18 protein-coding genes are annotated in these 14,268 nt (G+C 67.6%); 9 read left to right on the top strand and 9 right to left on the bottom strand.

All coding sequences use genetic code 11. From position 1 onward, the window contains the following. The first annotated feature begins 17 nt into the window (after positions 1-17). Positions 18-431: an Hsp20/alpha crystallin family protein gene (locus tag FL625_RS06250; RefSeq protein ID WP_149587790.1), complete on the top strand. Its 414-nt coding sequence runs from the start codon at positions 18-20 to the stop codon at positions 429-431. Here the strand turns inward: FL625_RS06250 and FL625_RS06245 are convergent. Together FL625_RS06245 and FL625_RS06240 are read right to left on the bottom strand one after the other, a co-directional pair. Next, on the bottom strand, positions 418-1,386 hold the full coding sequence (locus FL625_RS06245; protein ID WP_149587789.1) for a phosphoribosylaminoimidazolesuccinocarboxamide synthase: 969 nt from the start codon (positions 1,384-1,386) through the stop codon (positions 418-420). The genes FL625_RS06250 and FL625_RS06245 overlap by 14 nt on opposite strands. Positions 1,387-1,437: 51 nt before the next feature. Then, entirely contained in the window at positions 1,438-1,746 is a 309-nt protein-coding gene (locus FL625_RS06240; protein ID WP_149587788.1) for a hypothetical protein, read from the bottom strand. A gap of 145 nt (positions 1,747-1,891) precedes the next feature. On the opposite strand from FL625_RS06240, the gene FL625_RS06235 reads away from it, so the two are divergent. The 4 genes from FL625_RS06235 (at position 1,892) to FL625_RS06220 (ending at position 3,388) form a co-directional block, all read left to right on the top strand. Next, positions 1,892-2,368, top strand: coding sequence for a BrnA antitoxin family protein (locus tag FL625_RS06235; RefSeq protein WP_149587787.1), 477 nt, complete (start codon positions 1,892-1,894; stop codon positions 2,366-2,368). A gap of 58 nt (positions 2,369-2,426) precedes the next feature. Beyond that, positions 2,427-2,702 carry a type II toxin-antitoxin system Phd/YefM family antitoxin gene (locus tag FL625_RS06230; protein ID WP_149587786.1) on the top strand — a complete coding sequence of 92 codons (276 nt, stop codon included), beginning with the start codon at positions 2,427-2,429 and terminating at the stop codon, positions 2,700-2,702. Next, positions 2,699-2,962, top strand: a complete 264-nt coding sequence (locus FL625_RS06225) for a type II toxin-antitoxin system RelE family toxin (RefSeq protein WP_149587785.1) — start codon at positions 2,699-2,701, stop codon at positions 2,960-2,962. Before FL625_RS06230 ends, FL625_RS06225 begins: the two co-directional genes overlap by 4 nt. Before the next feature lie 78 nt (positions 2,963-3,040). After that, positions 3,041-3,388 carry a hypothetical protein gene (locus FL625_RS06220; protein ID WP_149587784.1) on the top strand — a complete coding sequence of 116 codons (348 nt, stop codon included), beginning with the start codon at positions 3,041-3,043 and terminating at the stop codon, positions 3,386-3,388. 2 nt (positions 3,389-3,390) lie between these two features. On the opposite strand, the gene FL625_RS06215 is transcribed toward FL625_RS06220, so the two are convergent. Together FL625_RS06215 and lepA are read right to left on the bottom strand one after the other, a co-directional pair. Beyond that, positions 3,391-3,645, bottom strand: a complete 255-nt coding sequence (locus tag FL625_RS06215; protein ID WP_149587783.1) for a hypothetical protein — start codon at positions 3,643-3,645, stop codon at positions 3,391-3,393. Then, a complete protein-coding gene (lepA, locus tag FL625_RS06210) occupies positions 3,642-5,441 on the bottom strand; it encodes a translation elongation factor 4 (protein WP_149587782.1) in 1,800 nt (599 codons plus the stop codon). Before lepA ends, FL625_RS06215 begins: the two co-directional genes overlap by 4 nt. A 301-nt stretch (positions 5,442-5,742) precedes the next feature. Between lepA and FL625_RS06205 the strand changes: the two genes are divergently transcribed. After that, the gene (locus FL625_RS06205; RefSeq protein ID WP_149587781.1) at positions 5,743-6,051 is read left to right on the top strand and encodes a hypothetical protein; all 309 of its coding nucleotides are present in this window, start codon (positions 5,743-5,745) and stop codon (positions 6,049-6,051) included. A 48-nt stretch (positions 6,052-6,099) separates the two neighbouring features. Here the strand turns inward: FL625_RS06205 and FL625_RS06200 are convergent, their stop codons facing one another. From FL625_RS06200 to meaB, 3 genes are all read right to left on the bottom strand, one after another. Then, positions 6,100-6,372: a hypothetical protein gene (locus tag FL625_RS06200; protein ID WP_235019335.1), complete on the bottom strand. Its 273-nt coding sequence runs from the start codon at positions 6,370-6,372 to the stop codon at positions 6,100-6,102. Between the two features lie 136 nt (positions 6,373-6,508). Further along, the gene (gene rpmB / locus FL625_RS06195) at positions 6,509-6,796 is read right to left on the bottom strand and encodes a 50S ribosomal protein L28 (protein WP_149587780.1); all 288 of its coding nucleotides are present in this window, start codon (positions 6,794-6,796) and stop codon (positions 6,509-6,511) included. A gap of 175 nt (positions 6,797-6,971) precedes the next feature. Then, a complete protein-coding gene (meaB, locus tag FL625_RS06190; protein ID WP_149587779.1) occupies positions 6,972-7,952 on the bottom strand; it encodes a methylmalonyl Co-A mutase-associated GTPase MeaB in 981 nt (326 codons plus the stop codon). 105 nt (positions 7,953-8,057) lie between these two features. Between meaB and hrpB the strand changes: the two genes are divergently transcribed. From hrpB to FL625_RS06175, 3 genes are all read left to right on the top strand, one after another. Next, the gene (gene hrpB / locus FL625_RS06185) at positions 8,058-10,517 is read left to right on the top strand and encodes an ATP-dependent helicase HrpB (protein ID WP_149587778.1); all 2,460 of its coding nucleotides are present in this window, start codon (positions 8,058-8,060) and stop codon (positions 10,515-10,517) included. A gap of 190 nt (positions 10,518-10,707) precedes the next feature. Further along, positions 10,708-11,910, top strand: a complete 1,203-nt coding sequence (locus FL625_RS06180; protein WP_149587777.1) for an MFS transporter — start codon at positions 10,708-10,710, stop codon at positions 11,908-11,910. Continuing rightward, entirely contained in the window at positions 11,907-12,689 is a 783-nt protein-coding gene (locus tag FL625_RS06175; protein ID WP_149587776.1) for an endo alpha-1,4 polygalactosaminidase, read from the top strand. Before FL625_RS06180 ends, FL625_RS06175 begins: the two co-directional genes overlap by 4 nt. A 19-nt stretch (positions 12,690-12,708) precedes the next feature. Here the strand turns inward: FL625_RS06175 and FL625_RS06170 are convergent, their stop codons facing one another. Both FL625_RS06170 and argF read right to left on the bottom strand, forming a co-directional pair. After that, on the bottom strand, positions 12,709-13,203 hold the full coding sequence (locus tag FL625_RS06170) for a DUF1993 domain-containing protein (RefSeq protein ID WP_149587775.1): 495 nt from the start codon (positions 13,201-13,203) through the stop codon (positions 12,709-12,711). A gap of 113 nt (positions 13,204-13,316) precedes the next feature. Next, complete coding sequence (gene argF / locus FL625_RS06165) at positions 13,317-14,243, bottom strand: ornithine carbamoyltransferase (protein ID WP_149587774.1); 927 nt, start codon at positions 14,241-14,243, stop codon at positions 13,317-13,319. Positions 14,244-14,268 lie beyond the last annotated feature (25 nt).

Genomic DNA, 14,268 nt, shown 5'->3' with positions numbered 1-14,268 from the left:
CGGAACAGGAGGTTCCCATGGTCGAGAAATCGTCAACGGGCAGTTTCTGGCCCAGTCTCTACGAACCCTTCCGCATGATGGGCACGCGGCTTGCCGACTGGCTGTCGCCGGCGGCCGAGGCCAGCCAGTCCGGCGAGGCCTATCGCATCGCGGTGGAACTGCCCGGCGTGGCCGAGGACGACATCCACGTCACGGTCGAGGACGGCGTGCTGCAGATCAAGGGCGAAAAGAAGAGCGAGCGCGAGGAGAAGGGCGATACCTGGTATTTCTCCGAGCGCCAGTTCGGCAGCTTCAGCCGCAGCTTCCGCCTGCCCTCGGATGCCGATGCCGGCGCGGTCAAGGCCGAGATGAAGGACGGCGTCCTGACCGTCACCGTGCCGAAGAAGCCCGAGAAGAAGGCCGCCGCGCGCGTGCCGATCACGAAGGGCTGAAGAACCGCGCCAGGTTGGCCCGGACCCGGGCGAGCGGGGTCTCCCCGCTCGCGTCGGGGGTGAAGGGCTGGCCGGTGATCCGCTCGTAGGCGTCGATGTAGACCCGGGCGGTCTGTTCGATCATCTCGGCCGGGATCTCGGGGATCGGGTCCTTGTAGGGATCGCAGCGCGCGACGACCCAGGAGCGGATCACGTCCTTGTCGAAACTCGGCGGGCGGGTGCCCGCCGCGAATGCCTCCTCATAGCCATCCGCGATCCAGTAGCGGCTGGAATCGGGCGTGTGGATTTCATCGGCCAGAAGGACGTTGCCTTCCGTGTCGGTGCCGAATTCGTATTTCGTATCGACCAGGATCAGGCCCCGGTCGGCGGCCATTCTCTGCCCGCGGGCAAAAAGGGCCAGCGCCTTCTGGCTAACCTCATCCCATTGCTTTTGCGTTAACAGCCCGGTGCCGACGATCTCGGCCGCCGTCAGCGGCTCGTCATGGCCGCCGTCGAAGGCCTTGGAGGTGGGGGTGATGATCGCCTGCGGCAGGGCCTCGTTGTCGCGCAGACCGTCGGGCAAGGTGTGGCCGTACATCGTGCGGGCGCCGGCCTTGTACCGGGTCAGGATCGAGGTCGAGGTCGTGCCGGCAAGGTAGCCGCGCACCACGATTTCGACCGGCAGGATGGTGACGCGCTTGCAGTGGACGACGTTCGGGTCGGGGTAGCCGAGGACGTGGTTCGCGGCGATGTCGCCCGTGTGGTCGAACCAGTAGCGGGCAAGCTGGGTCAGCACCTGGCCCTTCCAGGGGATCACCGCAAGTATCTGGTCGAACGCGGAAATCCGGTCGGACGAGATCAGAAGCCGCGTGCCGTCGGGCAGGTCGTAGCAATCGCGGACCTTGCCGAAATAGGGGTTCGGCAGTTCAGGGATCCGCGCCTGCGGCAGGGTGCGGGAAAGGTCGATCTGGCGCATGGCAGGCCCCCGGTTCGCGGTGCCTGCTTCTTGGGGGTTTTGCCCTGCGAGTCAAGGCTGCCTGGGGCAGTCGAGCGCCCCCCGCATCTCGCCGCTGTCGCCTTGGAGTGTGCTTTCCCGCAGCTTGCAGCCTGTCACACGGGGGATGAGTTCGATCATCGTGGCGCGGATTTCCTGATGCTCGCCGCGGCGGGCGTAGCCGAGGCGGATGACCTCCACCCTCTCGCCCTTCTGGAAGACGGTATAGTCCCGCCCGTTAACCTTGACGTCGGTGCGAGTCGCGCCCATGAACTCGGGGGCCGGAGAGGCCCCGCAGGCGGCGAGAAAGATCAGCGGGATCAGGGGGATGCGGTGTTTCATGGCCGCAAGGATGGCAGAGGTTGGTTAACGGGGGGTTAAGCGTCTGGCATCCGTCTGGCATCCGTCGGGTTTCTGTCGGGCGGGGCGGTGGCCTCGCCAGGCGTTAACCTTTGGGTGGTTTGGTGGGGGCAAAGGAGCCCTGGCCATGCCCGACCTGAAGAAGCAGACGCCCCGGCAGCGGGCGCAGATGAGCTACATGATGGACGTGATGCGGCGCCTGGAATGGGACCTGCACAACTCCATCGAGATGACGGGCCGCATCCCGGCGGAGTGGCACGAGATCGCGCAGCGTCGGCCGACAAGCGGCAAGGAGAAGGTGACGCTGCGGCTGGAGACGGATGTGCTGAAGTTCTTCCGGTCGATGGGGCCGGACTACGGGCCGCGGATCAATGATGTGCTGCGCAGCTACATGCACGCCCGGCTGGCGGGGGTGATCCGGGGGGCGGAGACGATTTCCCATTATCGGAACCGGGGGGCCCATGACGGGCCGAAGCCGGGGTTCGAGGGGGAGGAGGGGAAGCCGGTCGAGGCGGACCGGGTGGCGCTGCAGGAGGCGTTGCAGCGGCGGTATGCGGAGGAGGGCGCGCCGGAGCCGGAGGCGTTAAGGCCTTGGGTGCGGTGAGGTTGATTTTCGTACGGATGTAACGTATATTACGTTTTGTACGAAATTGGGGGTGGCGATGATCGAGGTCACAGTGTCGGAAGCGCGGGAGAACCTAGCCGATCTTCTGGGCAAGGTCCAACATGGGCATGAGGACGTGACGATCAAGAAGCATGGCAAGGCGGTGGCCGTCATGATCTCGGTCGAGGCGATGGAATACTACGAGCGGCTGGAGGATGCGGAGCTGGCCCGGGAAGTGGCGGCAATCTATGCCGATCCGGATTATGACCCGAATGACACGATTTCCGCCGAGGAGTTCTTTGCCCAGCTTCGCCTGGAAGATGCCGCTGAATGACGCGCTATACGGTCACGATTGACCGCCCGGCGCAGAAACAGTTGAAGGCCGTCAAGGACAAGCGCCTGCGGAATGTCTTGGAGCGAGAAATTCTTGCGCTGGCGGACAACCCGAGGCCGCATGGATGCTTGAAACTGGTTGGCCACAAGGACCACTGGCGCGTGCGGGTGGGGGACTGGCGGATCGTCTACCGGATCGAGGACGGGCGGCTGGTGGTGGTCGTGGTCCGCGTGGCGCCGAGGGGAGGGGTTTACGGGTAGGGGGCGAGCTATGGGTTGGCTCCCACCCCAATGCTAGCTACCCTTCCCTATGTGCTTGGTCGCAAAGAGGAGACTGAATTGATCTACCTGTTCATCGGCATGGCGCTAAGCGGAATAAATGCGCGACTTACGCTTCTTGCGCATCGCGGAGGATTTTTATTGCAGCATGAGGCTCAAAAGAGCTTCGGCGTCGTCTTACTTGAGTTCTTGGGTTTCTTGGCAGGTATGGCGGCCTTCATCGTAAGTTTCTTCTTGTTCTCATGGTGGATACCACCGCTGGCATTGGCGATTGGATATTGGCTCATTGCTCCATTCTTGGTCAATCGCCAGACCTTTGCAACGGCTTGGCAGGCGAGGGGAATTGCGACTATCGGTGCAATAACTTGCTCTGTGATGCTACTTAATCGATACTTTGAATTCTTCTAGAATTAGAAGAGTTCAGGATAGCGGCGCATTGTTTCAACAACGATTTCGTCAACGGGACGGCCATCGGCGTTCATGGAGTTGATGAAATCGGCTGCTCTTGAGTAAGCATCATTTGCCACATGGTAGGGAACACCGTGGCGTCCAAAGGCCTGCATCAGGCGCTTCTTGAAACCAATGAATTTGGCAAACATGAATGCCGCAAAAGCAATGGCGGCGACGCCTAAGGCTGCTAGTATTTCCAATGCCGTTACCCTCACCCATCCATCTTCAACGCCGCAATGAACGCCTCCTGCGGGATCTCCACCTTCCCGAACTGGCGCATCTTCTTCTTGCCCGCCTTTTGCTTCTCAAGCAACTTCTTCTTCCGGGTCGCGTCGCCGCCGTAGCACTTCGCCGTCACGTCCTTGCGCATCGCTGAAATCGTCTCGCGGGCGATCACCCGGCCGCCGATGGCCGCCTGGACGGGGATCTTGAACATGTGGCGGGGGATCAGGTCCTTCAGCTTCTCGACCATCGACCGGCCGCGCGCCTCGGCCCGGTCGCGGTGGACCATCATCGACAGGGCATCCACGGGTTCGTCGTTCACCAGGATCGACATCTTCACCAGGTTGTCCTCGCGGTATTCGCTGATCTGGTAGTCGAAGCTGGCGTAGCCCTTGGTCACTGATTTCAGGCGGTCGTAGAAGTCGAAGACCACTTCGGCGAGCGGCAGGTCGTATTCGACCATCGCCCGGTTGCCGGCATAGGTGAGGTTCAGCTGGATGCCGCGGCGGTCCTGGCAGAGTTTCAGGATGTCGCCGAGGTATTCGTCGGGGACCATGATCGTGGCCTTGATCCGCGGCTCCTCGATATGATCGACGTAGGTCAGGTCGGGCATGTCGGCGGGGTTGTGCAGGTCGCGGACCTCGCCGTCCTTCATGTGCAGCTTGAAGACCACCGAGGGCGCGGTGGTGATCAGGTCGAGGTCGTATTCGCGTTCAAGCCGGTCGCGGACGACCTCGAGGTGGAGAAGGCCGAGAAAGCCCATTCGGAAGCCGAAGCCGAGGGCCGCGCTGGTCTCCATCTCGTAGGTGAAGCTCGCGTCGTTGAGGGCGAGTTTCTCGATGGCGTCGCGCAGGGCCTCGAAGTCGTTGGCGTCCACCGGGAAAAGGCCGCAGAAGACGACCGGGACCGAGGGTTTGAAGCCCGGAAGCGGCTGGTCGCAGGGCTTCTTTTCGTGGGTGATGGTGTCGCCGACGCGGGTGTCGCGGACCTGCTTGATCGAGGCGGTGAAGACACCGATCTCGCCGGGGCCAAGCTCCTCGATGTCCACCATCTGCGGTTTCAGGACGGCCAGCTTGTCGATTCCGTAGACGGCGCCGGTCTGCATCATCTTGATGCGGTCGCCCTTCTTGACCACGCCGTCAACCACGCGGATCATCACGACGACGCCGAGGTAGGCGTCGTACCAGCTGTCCACCAGCATCGCCTTGAGGGGCGCGTTGCGGTCGCCCTTGGGGGGCGGCAGGCGGTGGACGATGGCTTCGAGCACGTCGGGGATGCCGAGGCCGGTCTTGGCCGAAATCGGGATGGCGTCGGAGGCGTCGAGGCCGATCACGTCCTCGATGTTCTGCTTGACCCGCTCGGGTTCGGCCGCCGGAAGGTCGATCTTGTTCAGGACGGGGACGATCTCGTGGCCCGCGTCCAGTGCCTGATAGACGTTGGCGAGCGTCTGTGCCTCGACCCCTTGCGAGGCGTCCACGACCAGAAGCGAGCCCTCGACCGCGCGCATGGAGCGGGAGACCTCGTAGGCGAAGTCCACATGGCCGGGGGTGTCGATCAGGTTCAGGATATAGGTCTTGCCGTCCTTGGCCGGGTATTCGATGCGGACGGTGTTGGCCTTGATCGTGATGCCGCGTTCGCGCTCGATGTCCATCGAGTCCAAGAGCTGGGCCTTCATGTCGCGTTCGGCGACCGTGCCCGTCATCTGGATCAGACGGTCGGCAAGCGTGGATTTGCCGTGGTCGATATGCGCCACGATGGAGAAGTTGCGGATGCGGTCGAGCTCGATCATGGGCGCGCGTATAGCCTGACCTGCGGGGTCGCGAAAGGGGACTCCTGCGTGGCGGCATCGAGGGCGCGTCGCGGGCGAGGAGCGCCGCAGGCGACGACGAGCCGGCCGGGGCCGGCACCACCGCATCTTGTGGGCAGGGACGCAGCCCCCCGCGAGGGGTTGCGGAAATCCGCGCATTTGTCGCAACCCACTGTGAAGACTTGAAAATTTCTCGTGGACTTGACATTATCGAACTCACAAGATGATCGGCGTCGGCCCGGGCCCTGGCCCGGCCGGTCTCCGGCAAGAGAGGCAGAGACAGATGAAATCCATCGCATTTGCGGCCGTTTTCGCGGCCATTCTTCCGGCACTGTCCATCCCGGTTGCTGCCGGCCCGATCGAGCGGGCCTGCATGGCCTCTGACCGTGGCGCCAACCGCTCGCTCTGCGGCTGCATCCAGCAGGCTGCCGACATGACGCTGTCGGGCGGCGACCAGCGCCGGGCGGCGAAGTTCTTCAAGGACCCCGAGGCCGCTCATGCGACCTGGATCTCCCAGTCGCGGTCCGACGATGCCTTCTGGGAGCGTTACAAGAGCTTTGGCCAGACCGCCGAAGCCTACTGCGGCGGGTGAACCGGCAGAGACAGAGGATCGCCGGACTGCGCGATCCTCTGTCGTGGCCTACTGCTTCTTCCGCTTCTTGCCTTTCTGCTTCTCCGGCTCGCAGGCGACCCCGTCGCCATCGCGGTCGAGTTCGTAGACATCCTCTCCGATGATCCGCACCGGTCCGGGGACATAGGCCGGGCCATCGCCTGATCCTCCGGCGCAATCCACGTCCAGGGCAACCGGCACGCAGGCCCCGGCATAGTTCGGGTCGCAGTCCTGCGTCAGAGCCGCTTGTCCGAGGGCAGCCGCAAGCGGGACCGCTACAATGGCATCCGACCAGACAGACATGTCAGCCACAGGCGAGGAACACGCACTCCTGGCAGCATGGGCAGCGCCGGGCCGCTGCGCAAGGTCGCCTCAGCGCAGACCAAAAGGCCCCGCCTTCAGGACGAAGGCGGGGCCTTTTCTGGAAAAGCCAACCGGCTCAGGCGCTGGCCTGGGCCTTCGCGATGTCCTTCTTGATCTTCAGCGCGGCGGGCGAGAGTTCCTCGTCCCTGGCCTTGGCCAGATAGGCATCGAGCCCGCCCCGGTGATCGACCGAGCGCAGCGCGGCCGCGGTGACGCGGAACTTGAACGACTGGCCCAGCACGTCCGAGATCAGCGTGACCTCGTTCAGGTTCGGCAGGAACCGGCGGCGGGACTTGTTGTTGGCGTGGGAGACGGTATTGCCCGTCATCGGCCCCTTGCCGGTGAGTTCGCAGACGCGCGACATTGCGATGTTCCTTCGATTCGTCAAAAGCGGGGGAAGGCGGGGAATCCCCTGCCCTCGAAAGCGATTGCGGGCGTGTAAGGGGAATCCGGGGCAGCGTCAAGCAGGAAGCGGGGCACGGGTCACCGGCCGTGCTGCCTCCGGCGGGAGTATTTGGAAAAGGGCAAGGGTAGCACGGTCAGGGGGCGCGGCCGAGAAGGTGCAGCATCTCGGCCGCCGCGGCCTCGGGGGTGAGCGCGCCCTCGGCCACCCGGTCGCTGAGGCCGGCCATCAGGCCCTTCTGCGGCTCGCGCGAAAGCGCGGCGAGAAGGCCCTGGCGCACCTCTTCCTCGAACCAGTGGCGGGCCTGCGCGGCGCGGGTGCGGTCCCAGTGGCCGTGTTCCTTGCGCCAGAGAACCAGCGCCTGCATGTCCTGCCAGGCCTGCGCCAGACCTTCGTCGGCCAGCGCCGAAACCGGCAGCGCCTTCGGGAAGTCCGGCGGATCCTGCGGGCGGCGGCGGAGGAGTTGCAGCGCACCGGCATAGTCCGCCACGGTGCGCAGCGCGGCGGGCTTCAGGTCGCCGTCGGCCTTGTTCACCAGGATCAGGTCGGCCATCTCCATGATCCCGCGCTTCACGCCCTGCAACTCGTCCCCGCCCGCCGGGGCGAGGAGGAGGAGGAACAGGTCGGAAAGTTCCGCGACGACGGTTTCACTTTGGCCGACGCCCACCGTCTCGATCAGCACCACGTCGAAACCCGCGGCCTCGCACAGGGCCACGGCCTCGCGCGTGCGGCGGGCCACGCCGCCCAGTTGCGACTGGCTGGGCGAGGGGCGGATGAAGGCCATGGGGTCGCGCGAGAGGCGTTCCATCCGCGTCTTGTCGCCGAGGATCGAGCCGCCCGAGCGCGCCGAGGAGGGATCCACGGCGAGGACGGCGACGCGGAGCCCCTGGCCGGTCAGCATCAGGCCGAAAGTCTCGATGAAGGTGGACTTGCCGACTCCCGGCGTGCCGGAAAGCCCGATGCGCAACGCCTGGCGCCGGGGTTCGCGCAGGGCGTCGAGCAGCGCCAGGGCCTGCGCGCGGTGGTCGGGGCGGGCGCTTTCGACCAGCGTGATCGCACGGGCCAGCGCCCGGCGGTCGCCGGCGCGGATCAGGGCGGCGCGGTCCATCGTATCCATGACCGCCTTATTGCCGGATCGGCGCGGGCTTGGCGAGGGGCCCAGGAATTTTCGGCGAAGATTCTTGGGCTTCCGATGGTGCGGGCGGCGCGGCATAAGCGGGGCATGGAACCTCTGCCCGTTTCTGCTGTCTTGCCCGAGCTCGCCGAGGCCCTGGCCCGTAGCGGGGTCGCGGTGTTGCAGGCCCCGCCGGGCGCGGGCAAGACGACGCTTGTGCCGCTGGACTTGCTGGCCCGTGGCATCGTCGCGGGCCGGATCGTGATGCTGGAACCGCGCCGTCTGGCCGCGCGGGCCGCCGCCGAACGGATGGCCGAGACGCTGGGCGAGCCCGTGGGCCGGACCGTGGGCTACCGGATCCGGGGCGAGGCGAAGGTGTCTGCCGCCACACGGATCGAGGTGGTGACCGAGGGCATCCTGACCCGGATGATCCAGTCCGACCCGGAGCTGTCCGGCATCGGGCTGGTGATCTTCGACGAATTCCACGAGCGCAGCCTGAATGCCGACTTGGGCCTGGCGCTCTGCCTCGAGGTGCGGGGCGCTCTGCGGGACGATCTGAAGCTGCTGGTCATGTCGGCGACGCTGGACGCAGGGCCGGTGGCGGCGCTGATGGGGGATGCGCCCGTCGTCACCTCGGAGGGCCGGGCCTTCCCGGTCGAGACGCGCTGGCTGCCACGCCCACCGGATGCCAGCCTCAGGCTCGAGGCCGTGGTGGCGGGCGCGGTGCGCGCGGCGCTGGCCGAGACCGAGGGCGGGATGCTGGTCTTCCTGCCCGGCGAGGGCGAGATCCGGCGGGTCGAGGCGTTGTTGCGCGACCTGCCCGGCGTGGCATTGCGGCCCCTGTTCGGGGCGATGGACTTCGCCGCCCAGCGCGCGGCGCTGGCCCCGGCCGAGGGGCGCAAGGTGGTGCTGGCCACCGCCATCGCCGAGACCTCGCTGACCCTGCCCGACATCCGGGTGGTTGTGGATGCAGGCCGGGCGCGGCGGGCGCGGTTCGACCCGAACTCGGGCATATCGCGGCTGGTGACCGAACGGGTGACCAAGGCCGAGGCCGAGCAGCGTCGGGGCCGGGCGGGGCGGGTTGCCGAAGGTGTCTGCTACCGGCTGTGGACGAAGGGCGAGGAAGGCGGTCTCGCTCCCTTCCCCCCGGCCGAGATCGAGGTGGCCGATCTGGCTGGCCTGGCGCTGGAACTCGCGCTCTGGGGCGGCGCCGACCTGCCCTTCCTGACCCCGCCGCCCGCCGGCCCGCTGGCAGAAGCGCGGAGCCTTCTGACCGCTCTCGGCGCGCTCGACTCGCAGGGGCACATCACTGCGCACGGCAAGCGGCTTGCGGGTCTGCCGCTGCATCCGCGGCTCGCACACATGCTGGCGGTGGCGGGGCCGGATGCTGCCACCCTGGCGGCGCTCCTGGCCGAGCGCGATCCCCTCCGCGGGGCGCCGCCCGACCTGACATTGCGGATGCAGGCCATTGCCCGGCCGGGGCCGGAGGCCGACCGGGGGGTGATCGAGCGCATCCGGGCCGAGGCCAGGCGGCTGGCGGCGGCGATGCGCGGCGAGGGTGGCCCCCCGCCCCCCTCCCCTCCCCCTGGTGGGGAGGGGAGGGGGGGCGTCGCCGAGGGTTACAGCCTGGCCGAGATGGCGGCGCAGGCCTATCCCGACCGGATCGGCCTGCGCCGCAAGGGCGAGGCGCCGCGCTGGGTGCTGTCGGGCGGCAAGGGCGCGGCGATGGCGCCCGGCCTGCCCCTGTCCGGCGCGCGGCTGATCGTGGCCACCGACCTCGACGGCGATGCGCGGGAGGCGCAGGTGCGGCAGGCGGTTGCAATTTCGGAGGCCGAGGTGCGCCGGCTTTACGCCGACCGCATCGCCTGGGTCGAGCTCTGCGAATGGTCGCGCCGCGAGGGCCGGGTGCTGGCCCGCCGGCAGGAACGGCTGGGCGCGCTGGTGCTGGACGACCGGCCCTGGGAGGCCCCGCCCGAGGCGGTGGCGCGGGCGGCGCTGGAGGGGGTGCGGCAACTGGGCCTGCCCTGGTCCCCCGCCGCACGGCGGCTGCGGGCGCGGGCGCGGCTGGCGCGGGGCGAGGGCTGGCCGGGGGTGGAGGATGCCGACCTGATCGCCACGGCCGAGGACTGGCTCTTGCCGTATCTCGCGGGCGTGCGGACCGAGGCCGAGATCCGCGCGCTGGACCTGGTGCCGGCGTTGCAGGGTCTTCTGGGCTGGGACCGGCTGGCCGAGATGGACCGGCTGGTGCCCGGCCATTTCGAGACGCCGCTCGGTCGGCGCATCCCGATCGACTACGAGGGCGAGGTGCCGGCGATCGAGGTGCGGTTGCAGGAGATGTTCGGCGTGACGCAGCACCCCCTGGTCGGCGCCACGCGGATGCCGCTGCGCATCACGCTGCTGTCGCCTGCGCAGCGCCCGGTGCAGGTGACGACCGACCTGCCGCGCTTCTGGGCCACATCCTATGCCGATGTCCGAAAGGACATGCGCGGCGCCTATCCGCGCCATCCCTGGCCCGAGGATCCGACCCAGGCCGAACCGACGCTGCGCGCCAAGCCGCGCGGGACCTGAGCCCCTGACCACCCGGAGGACGGAGGGTTTCATACCCTCCGGACCACCAGTGGAGTATTTGCGAAAAGTGCAAGCTGCGGGTCTAAGGCTGAAGTTCGCGCTACAGGCCTGCAACATCAGTTGATCTGCTGGCCCTTTCGCAGCTTTGGCGACCCAATTATGACAGGCGCTAACACTGAAGGGGCGGATCATGCAGGACAGGCAGGCGCGGCGGGCGCGGTGGGCGGTGGCGGCCATGTTCCTGGCGAACGGTTTCGTCATGGGGGCCTGGGCGCCGCAAATCCCGCTCCTGATGCCTCGGCACGGGGTGACTGAATCGGTGCTGGGCCTCCTGATCCTGGTGCTGGGGCTGGGGGCGGTCACGGCCATGCTGTTCGCCGGGCGCCTGATCGGGCGCTTTGGCGGGCGGCGGGTGCTGTCCTGGTTCTCGCTGGCGCTGATCCCGGTCCTGCCGATGGTGGTCTTTTCCCCGAACCTCTGGCTGCTGGCGCTGTTCATGGCGCTGTTCGGCGCCATGGCGGGCTGCATGGACGTGGCGATGAACGCCCAGGCGGTCGAGATCGAGCGGCGGCTCAACCGGGCGATCATGTCCTCGTCCCACGGGTTCTGGAGCCTCGGCGGCTTCATTGGCGGCTCGGCCGGGGCCTGGGTCATCGCGCATCGGGGCTCGGAGGCGCAGTCGCTTCTGACCGCCGCCATCGTCGCCGGGATCGTGCTGGCGGCGATGCCCTTCCTGCTGCCCTCTGCCCCGGCACCTGCCGGCGTCTCGGTGGCGACGGCGACGGCGGCGAAGACGCGGCTTTTCCCGAAGGACTTCCATGTCTGGCTGCTCGGGTTCCTCGCGCTGTTCGCCATGGTGCCCGAAGGCGCGGTGCTGGACTGGGCGGCGATCTACCTGCAGAAGGAACTGGGGGCGGGGGTCTTCGTCTCGGGACTGGGCTTTGCCTTCTTCGCCGGGGCGATGGCGGTCATGCGCTTTCTGGGCGACACGGTGCGAAACCGGCTGGGTGCGGTCCGGACGCTGCGGATCTCGGGCTTTCTGGGCGCGGCCGGGATGATGGGCGGGGCACTGGCCACGGCGGACTGGATGGTGATCGCCAGCTTCTTTGCCGCGGGCCTCGGGATCGCCAACATGGTGCCGATCCTGTTCTCGGCCGCCGGCAACCATCCGCGCCTGCCCTCGGCCAGCGCGATCTCGATCGTGACCATGGTGGGCTACTGCGGGATCCTGGTCGCACCATCCTCGATCGGCTTCCTGGCCGAACATGCCGGATTCCGGCCGACCTATGCGGGGCTGTCGCTGCTTCTGGTCGTGGTGGGCCTGCTGGCCGCGCGGGCGGCGGATGCGGACGGAGCGCGGCCACTGTCCGCCACGCAGGCGCAACCGGCATGAGGCTGCGGGCGGGTCTTCTCGCCCTGATCTGTGCAGCGGGGCCGCTGGCCGCCGGGGACGGGCCGCTGCCGGCGGGGGCGGTGGCGGATTACCAGCTGGGCGGGGCCTATCCGCCGCCCCGGGGCGTCACGGTCGTCGCGCGCGACGTGACGGACAGCCCGGCGCCGGGGCTATACAACATCTGCTATGTGAACGGCTTTCAGACCCAGCCCGGGGCGGACTGGCCCGAGGCGCTGTTGCTGAAGGACGGGGCTGGCGCGCCCCTGGCCGATCCGGCCTGGCCGGACGAGTTCCTGCTGGACATCGGCTCACCCGAGACGCGCAAGGCCAATCTGGCGCGGCTCGCCCCGGTGATCCGCACCTGCGCCGAGAAAGGCTTCGACGCGGTGGAGTTCGACAATCTCGACAGCTACACCCGGTCGGGCGGCCGGCTGTCGCGGCAGGACGCGCTGGCCTTCGCCAGCCTTCTGGTCGCCGAGGCCGCCCGGCACGGCCTGCCGGCCGGGCAGAAGAACACGCCCGGGCTGGGCCGGTTGGGCCGCGAACGGGCCGGGTTCCGCTTTGCCGTGGCCGAGGGTTGCCACCGCTGGGACGAATGTGCGGCCTATACCCGGGTATATGGCCGCGATCAGGTGCTGGGGATCGAATATGCCGACGATCTGCGCGGCAGCTTCGCCGAGGCCTGCGCCGACCCCGACCGGCCGGGCAGCCTGATCCTGCGCGACCGGCTGCTGTCCCCGGCGGGAGCGCCGGGCCATGTCCTTGCCTTTTGCCACTGAGGCGGGTGAAGGGCCGGATTCAGGGCGCGCCCATGTAGTCGCGCTTGCCGAGCTCCACCCCGTTGTGCCGCAGGATGTCGTAGGCCGTGGCGACGTGGAAGAAGAACTGCGGCAGGGTGTAGAAGGACAGGAACTCGTCGCCCTTCAGCACCATGTCGCGGCCCCCGGTCCTGAAATGGATCTCGCGCGTTTCGGCATGGGCGAAATCGGCGGGCTGGAAGCTGCCCATGTAGCCCCGCGCCGCCGCGATGCGGTCGCGCAGTTCGGCAAAACTGGTCTCTGTGTCGGGGAAGCTCTTGGGCTCCTGCCCCGCCAGCCGCGCCGTGCCGCGCGCGGCAAAGTCGCAGGCCAGTTGCACCTGGCGGGTGAAGGAGAACATGTCGGGGAAGAGCCGCGCGGCGAGGATGACCTCGGGTGCGATCCTGCGGGCGGTGCAATGCGCCTCGGCCTTGTCGAGGATGGCGGAAAGGGCAGAGAGAAAGCGGTCGAAGACGGCGACGGAGCGGCGGTGCATGGGGGGTCTCCTTTCGCGCCAAGCGTCCGGCGGCGATGGGCGGCTGTCAAGCGCAACCGCCGGGCCGGGCAGCGAAAACCCGTGCGGACCGCCGCGCCCGGCCAGGTGCGGCCTCAGAGGCCGAGGCACCAGCGCATGATCGCCTTCTGGGCGTGCAGGCGGTTCTCGGCCTCGTCGAAGATGACCGAATGGGGGCCGTCCATCACGGCGCTCGTCGCCTCGTCGTTGCGATGCGCGGGCAGGCAGTGCATGAACAGCGCGTCGGGCTTGGCGCGGGACATCAGCTGTTCGTTCACCTGGTAGGGGCGCAGCTGGTTGTGGCGACGCTCCTTGGCGCTCTCGGGATCGTGCATCGAGACCCAGGTGTCGGTGACCACCAGATCCGCGCCCTCGACCGCGGTGAAGGGGTCGCGCTGGATGGTGACCTTCGAACCCTTCTCGCGGGCGAAGGCGACGAACTTGTCCTCGGGGTCGAGCGTTTCGGGGCCGGTGAAGGTGAAGTCGAAGCCGAACTGACCGGCGGCGTGCAGGAACGAGGCGCAGACGTTGTTGCCGTCGCCGCACCAGACGACCTTCTTGCCGGCGATGGGCCCGCGGTGTTCCTCGTAGGTCATCACGTCGGCCATGATCTGGCAGGGATGGGTGCGGTTCGTCAGGCCGTTGATGACCGGGACGGTGGCGTGTTCGGCCATTTCCAGAAGCGTCGCTTCCTCGAAGGTGCGGATCATGATGAGATCGACATAGCGCGACAGGACCCGCGCCGTGTCGGCGATGGTCTCGCCATGGCCGAGCTGCATTTCCTTGCCCGACAGCACCATGGTCTCGCCGCCCATCTGGCGCACGCCAACGTCGAAGGAAACGCGGGTGCGGGTCGAGGGTTTCTCGAAGATCAGCGCGACCATGCGGCCCTTCAGGGGCTGCGTGTCATCGGGGGCGCCCTTCGGGCGGCCGTTCCGCGCGGTCTTCATGGCCTGGGCGCTGTCGATCATGGCCCGCAGCTCGGCGGGATCGGTCTTGTGGATGTCGAGGAAGTGCTTCATTTCGTTTCGCTTCTTGAGCCCGGGT

Origin of the sequence: Tabrizicola flagellatus (genome assembly GCF_008271465.1) — a bacterium.
Taxonomy (GTDB): Bacteria; Pseudomonadota; Alphaproteobacteria; order Rhodobacterales; family Rhodobacteraceae; genus Tabrizicola; species Tabrizicola flagellata.
Note: the sequence above shows the minus strand (reverse complement) of the source record. Positions and strands in the feature narration are given on the sequence as shown.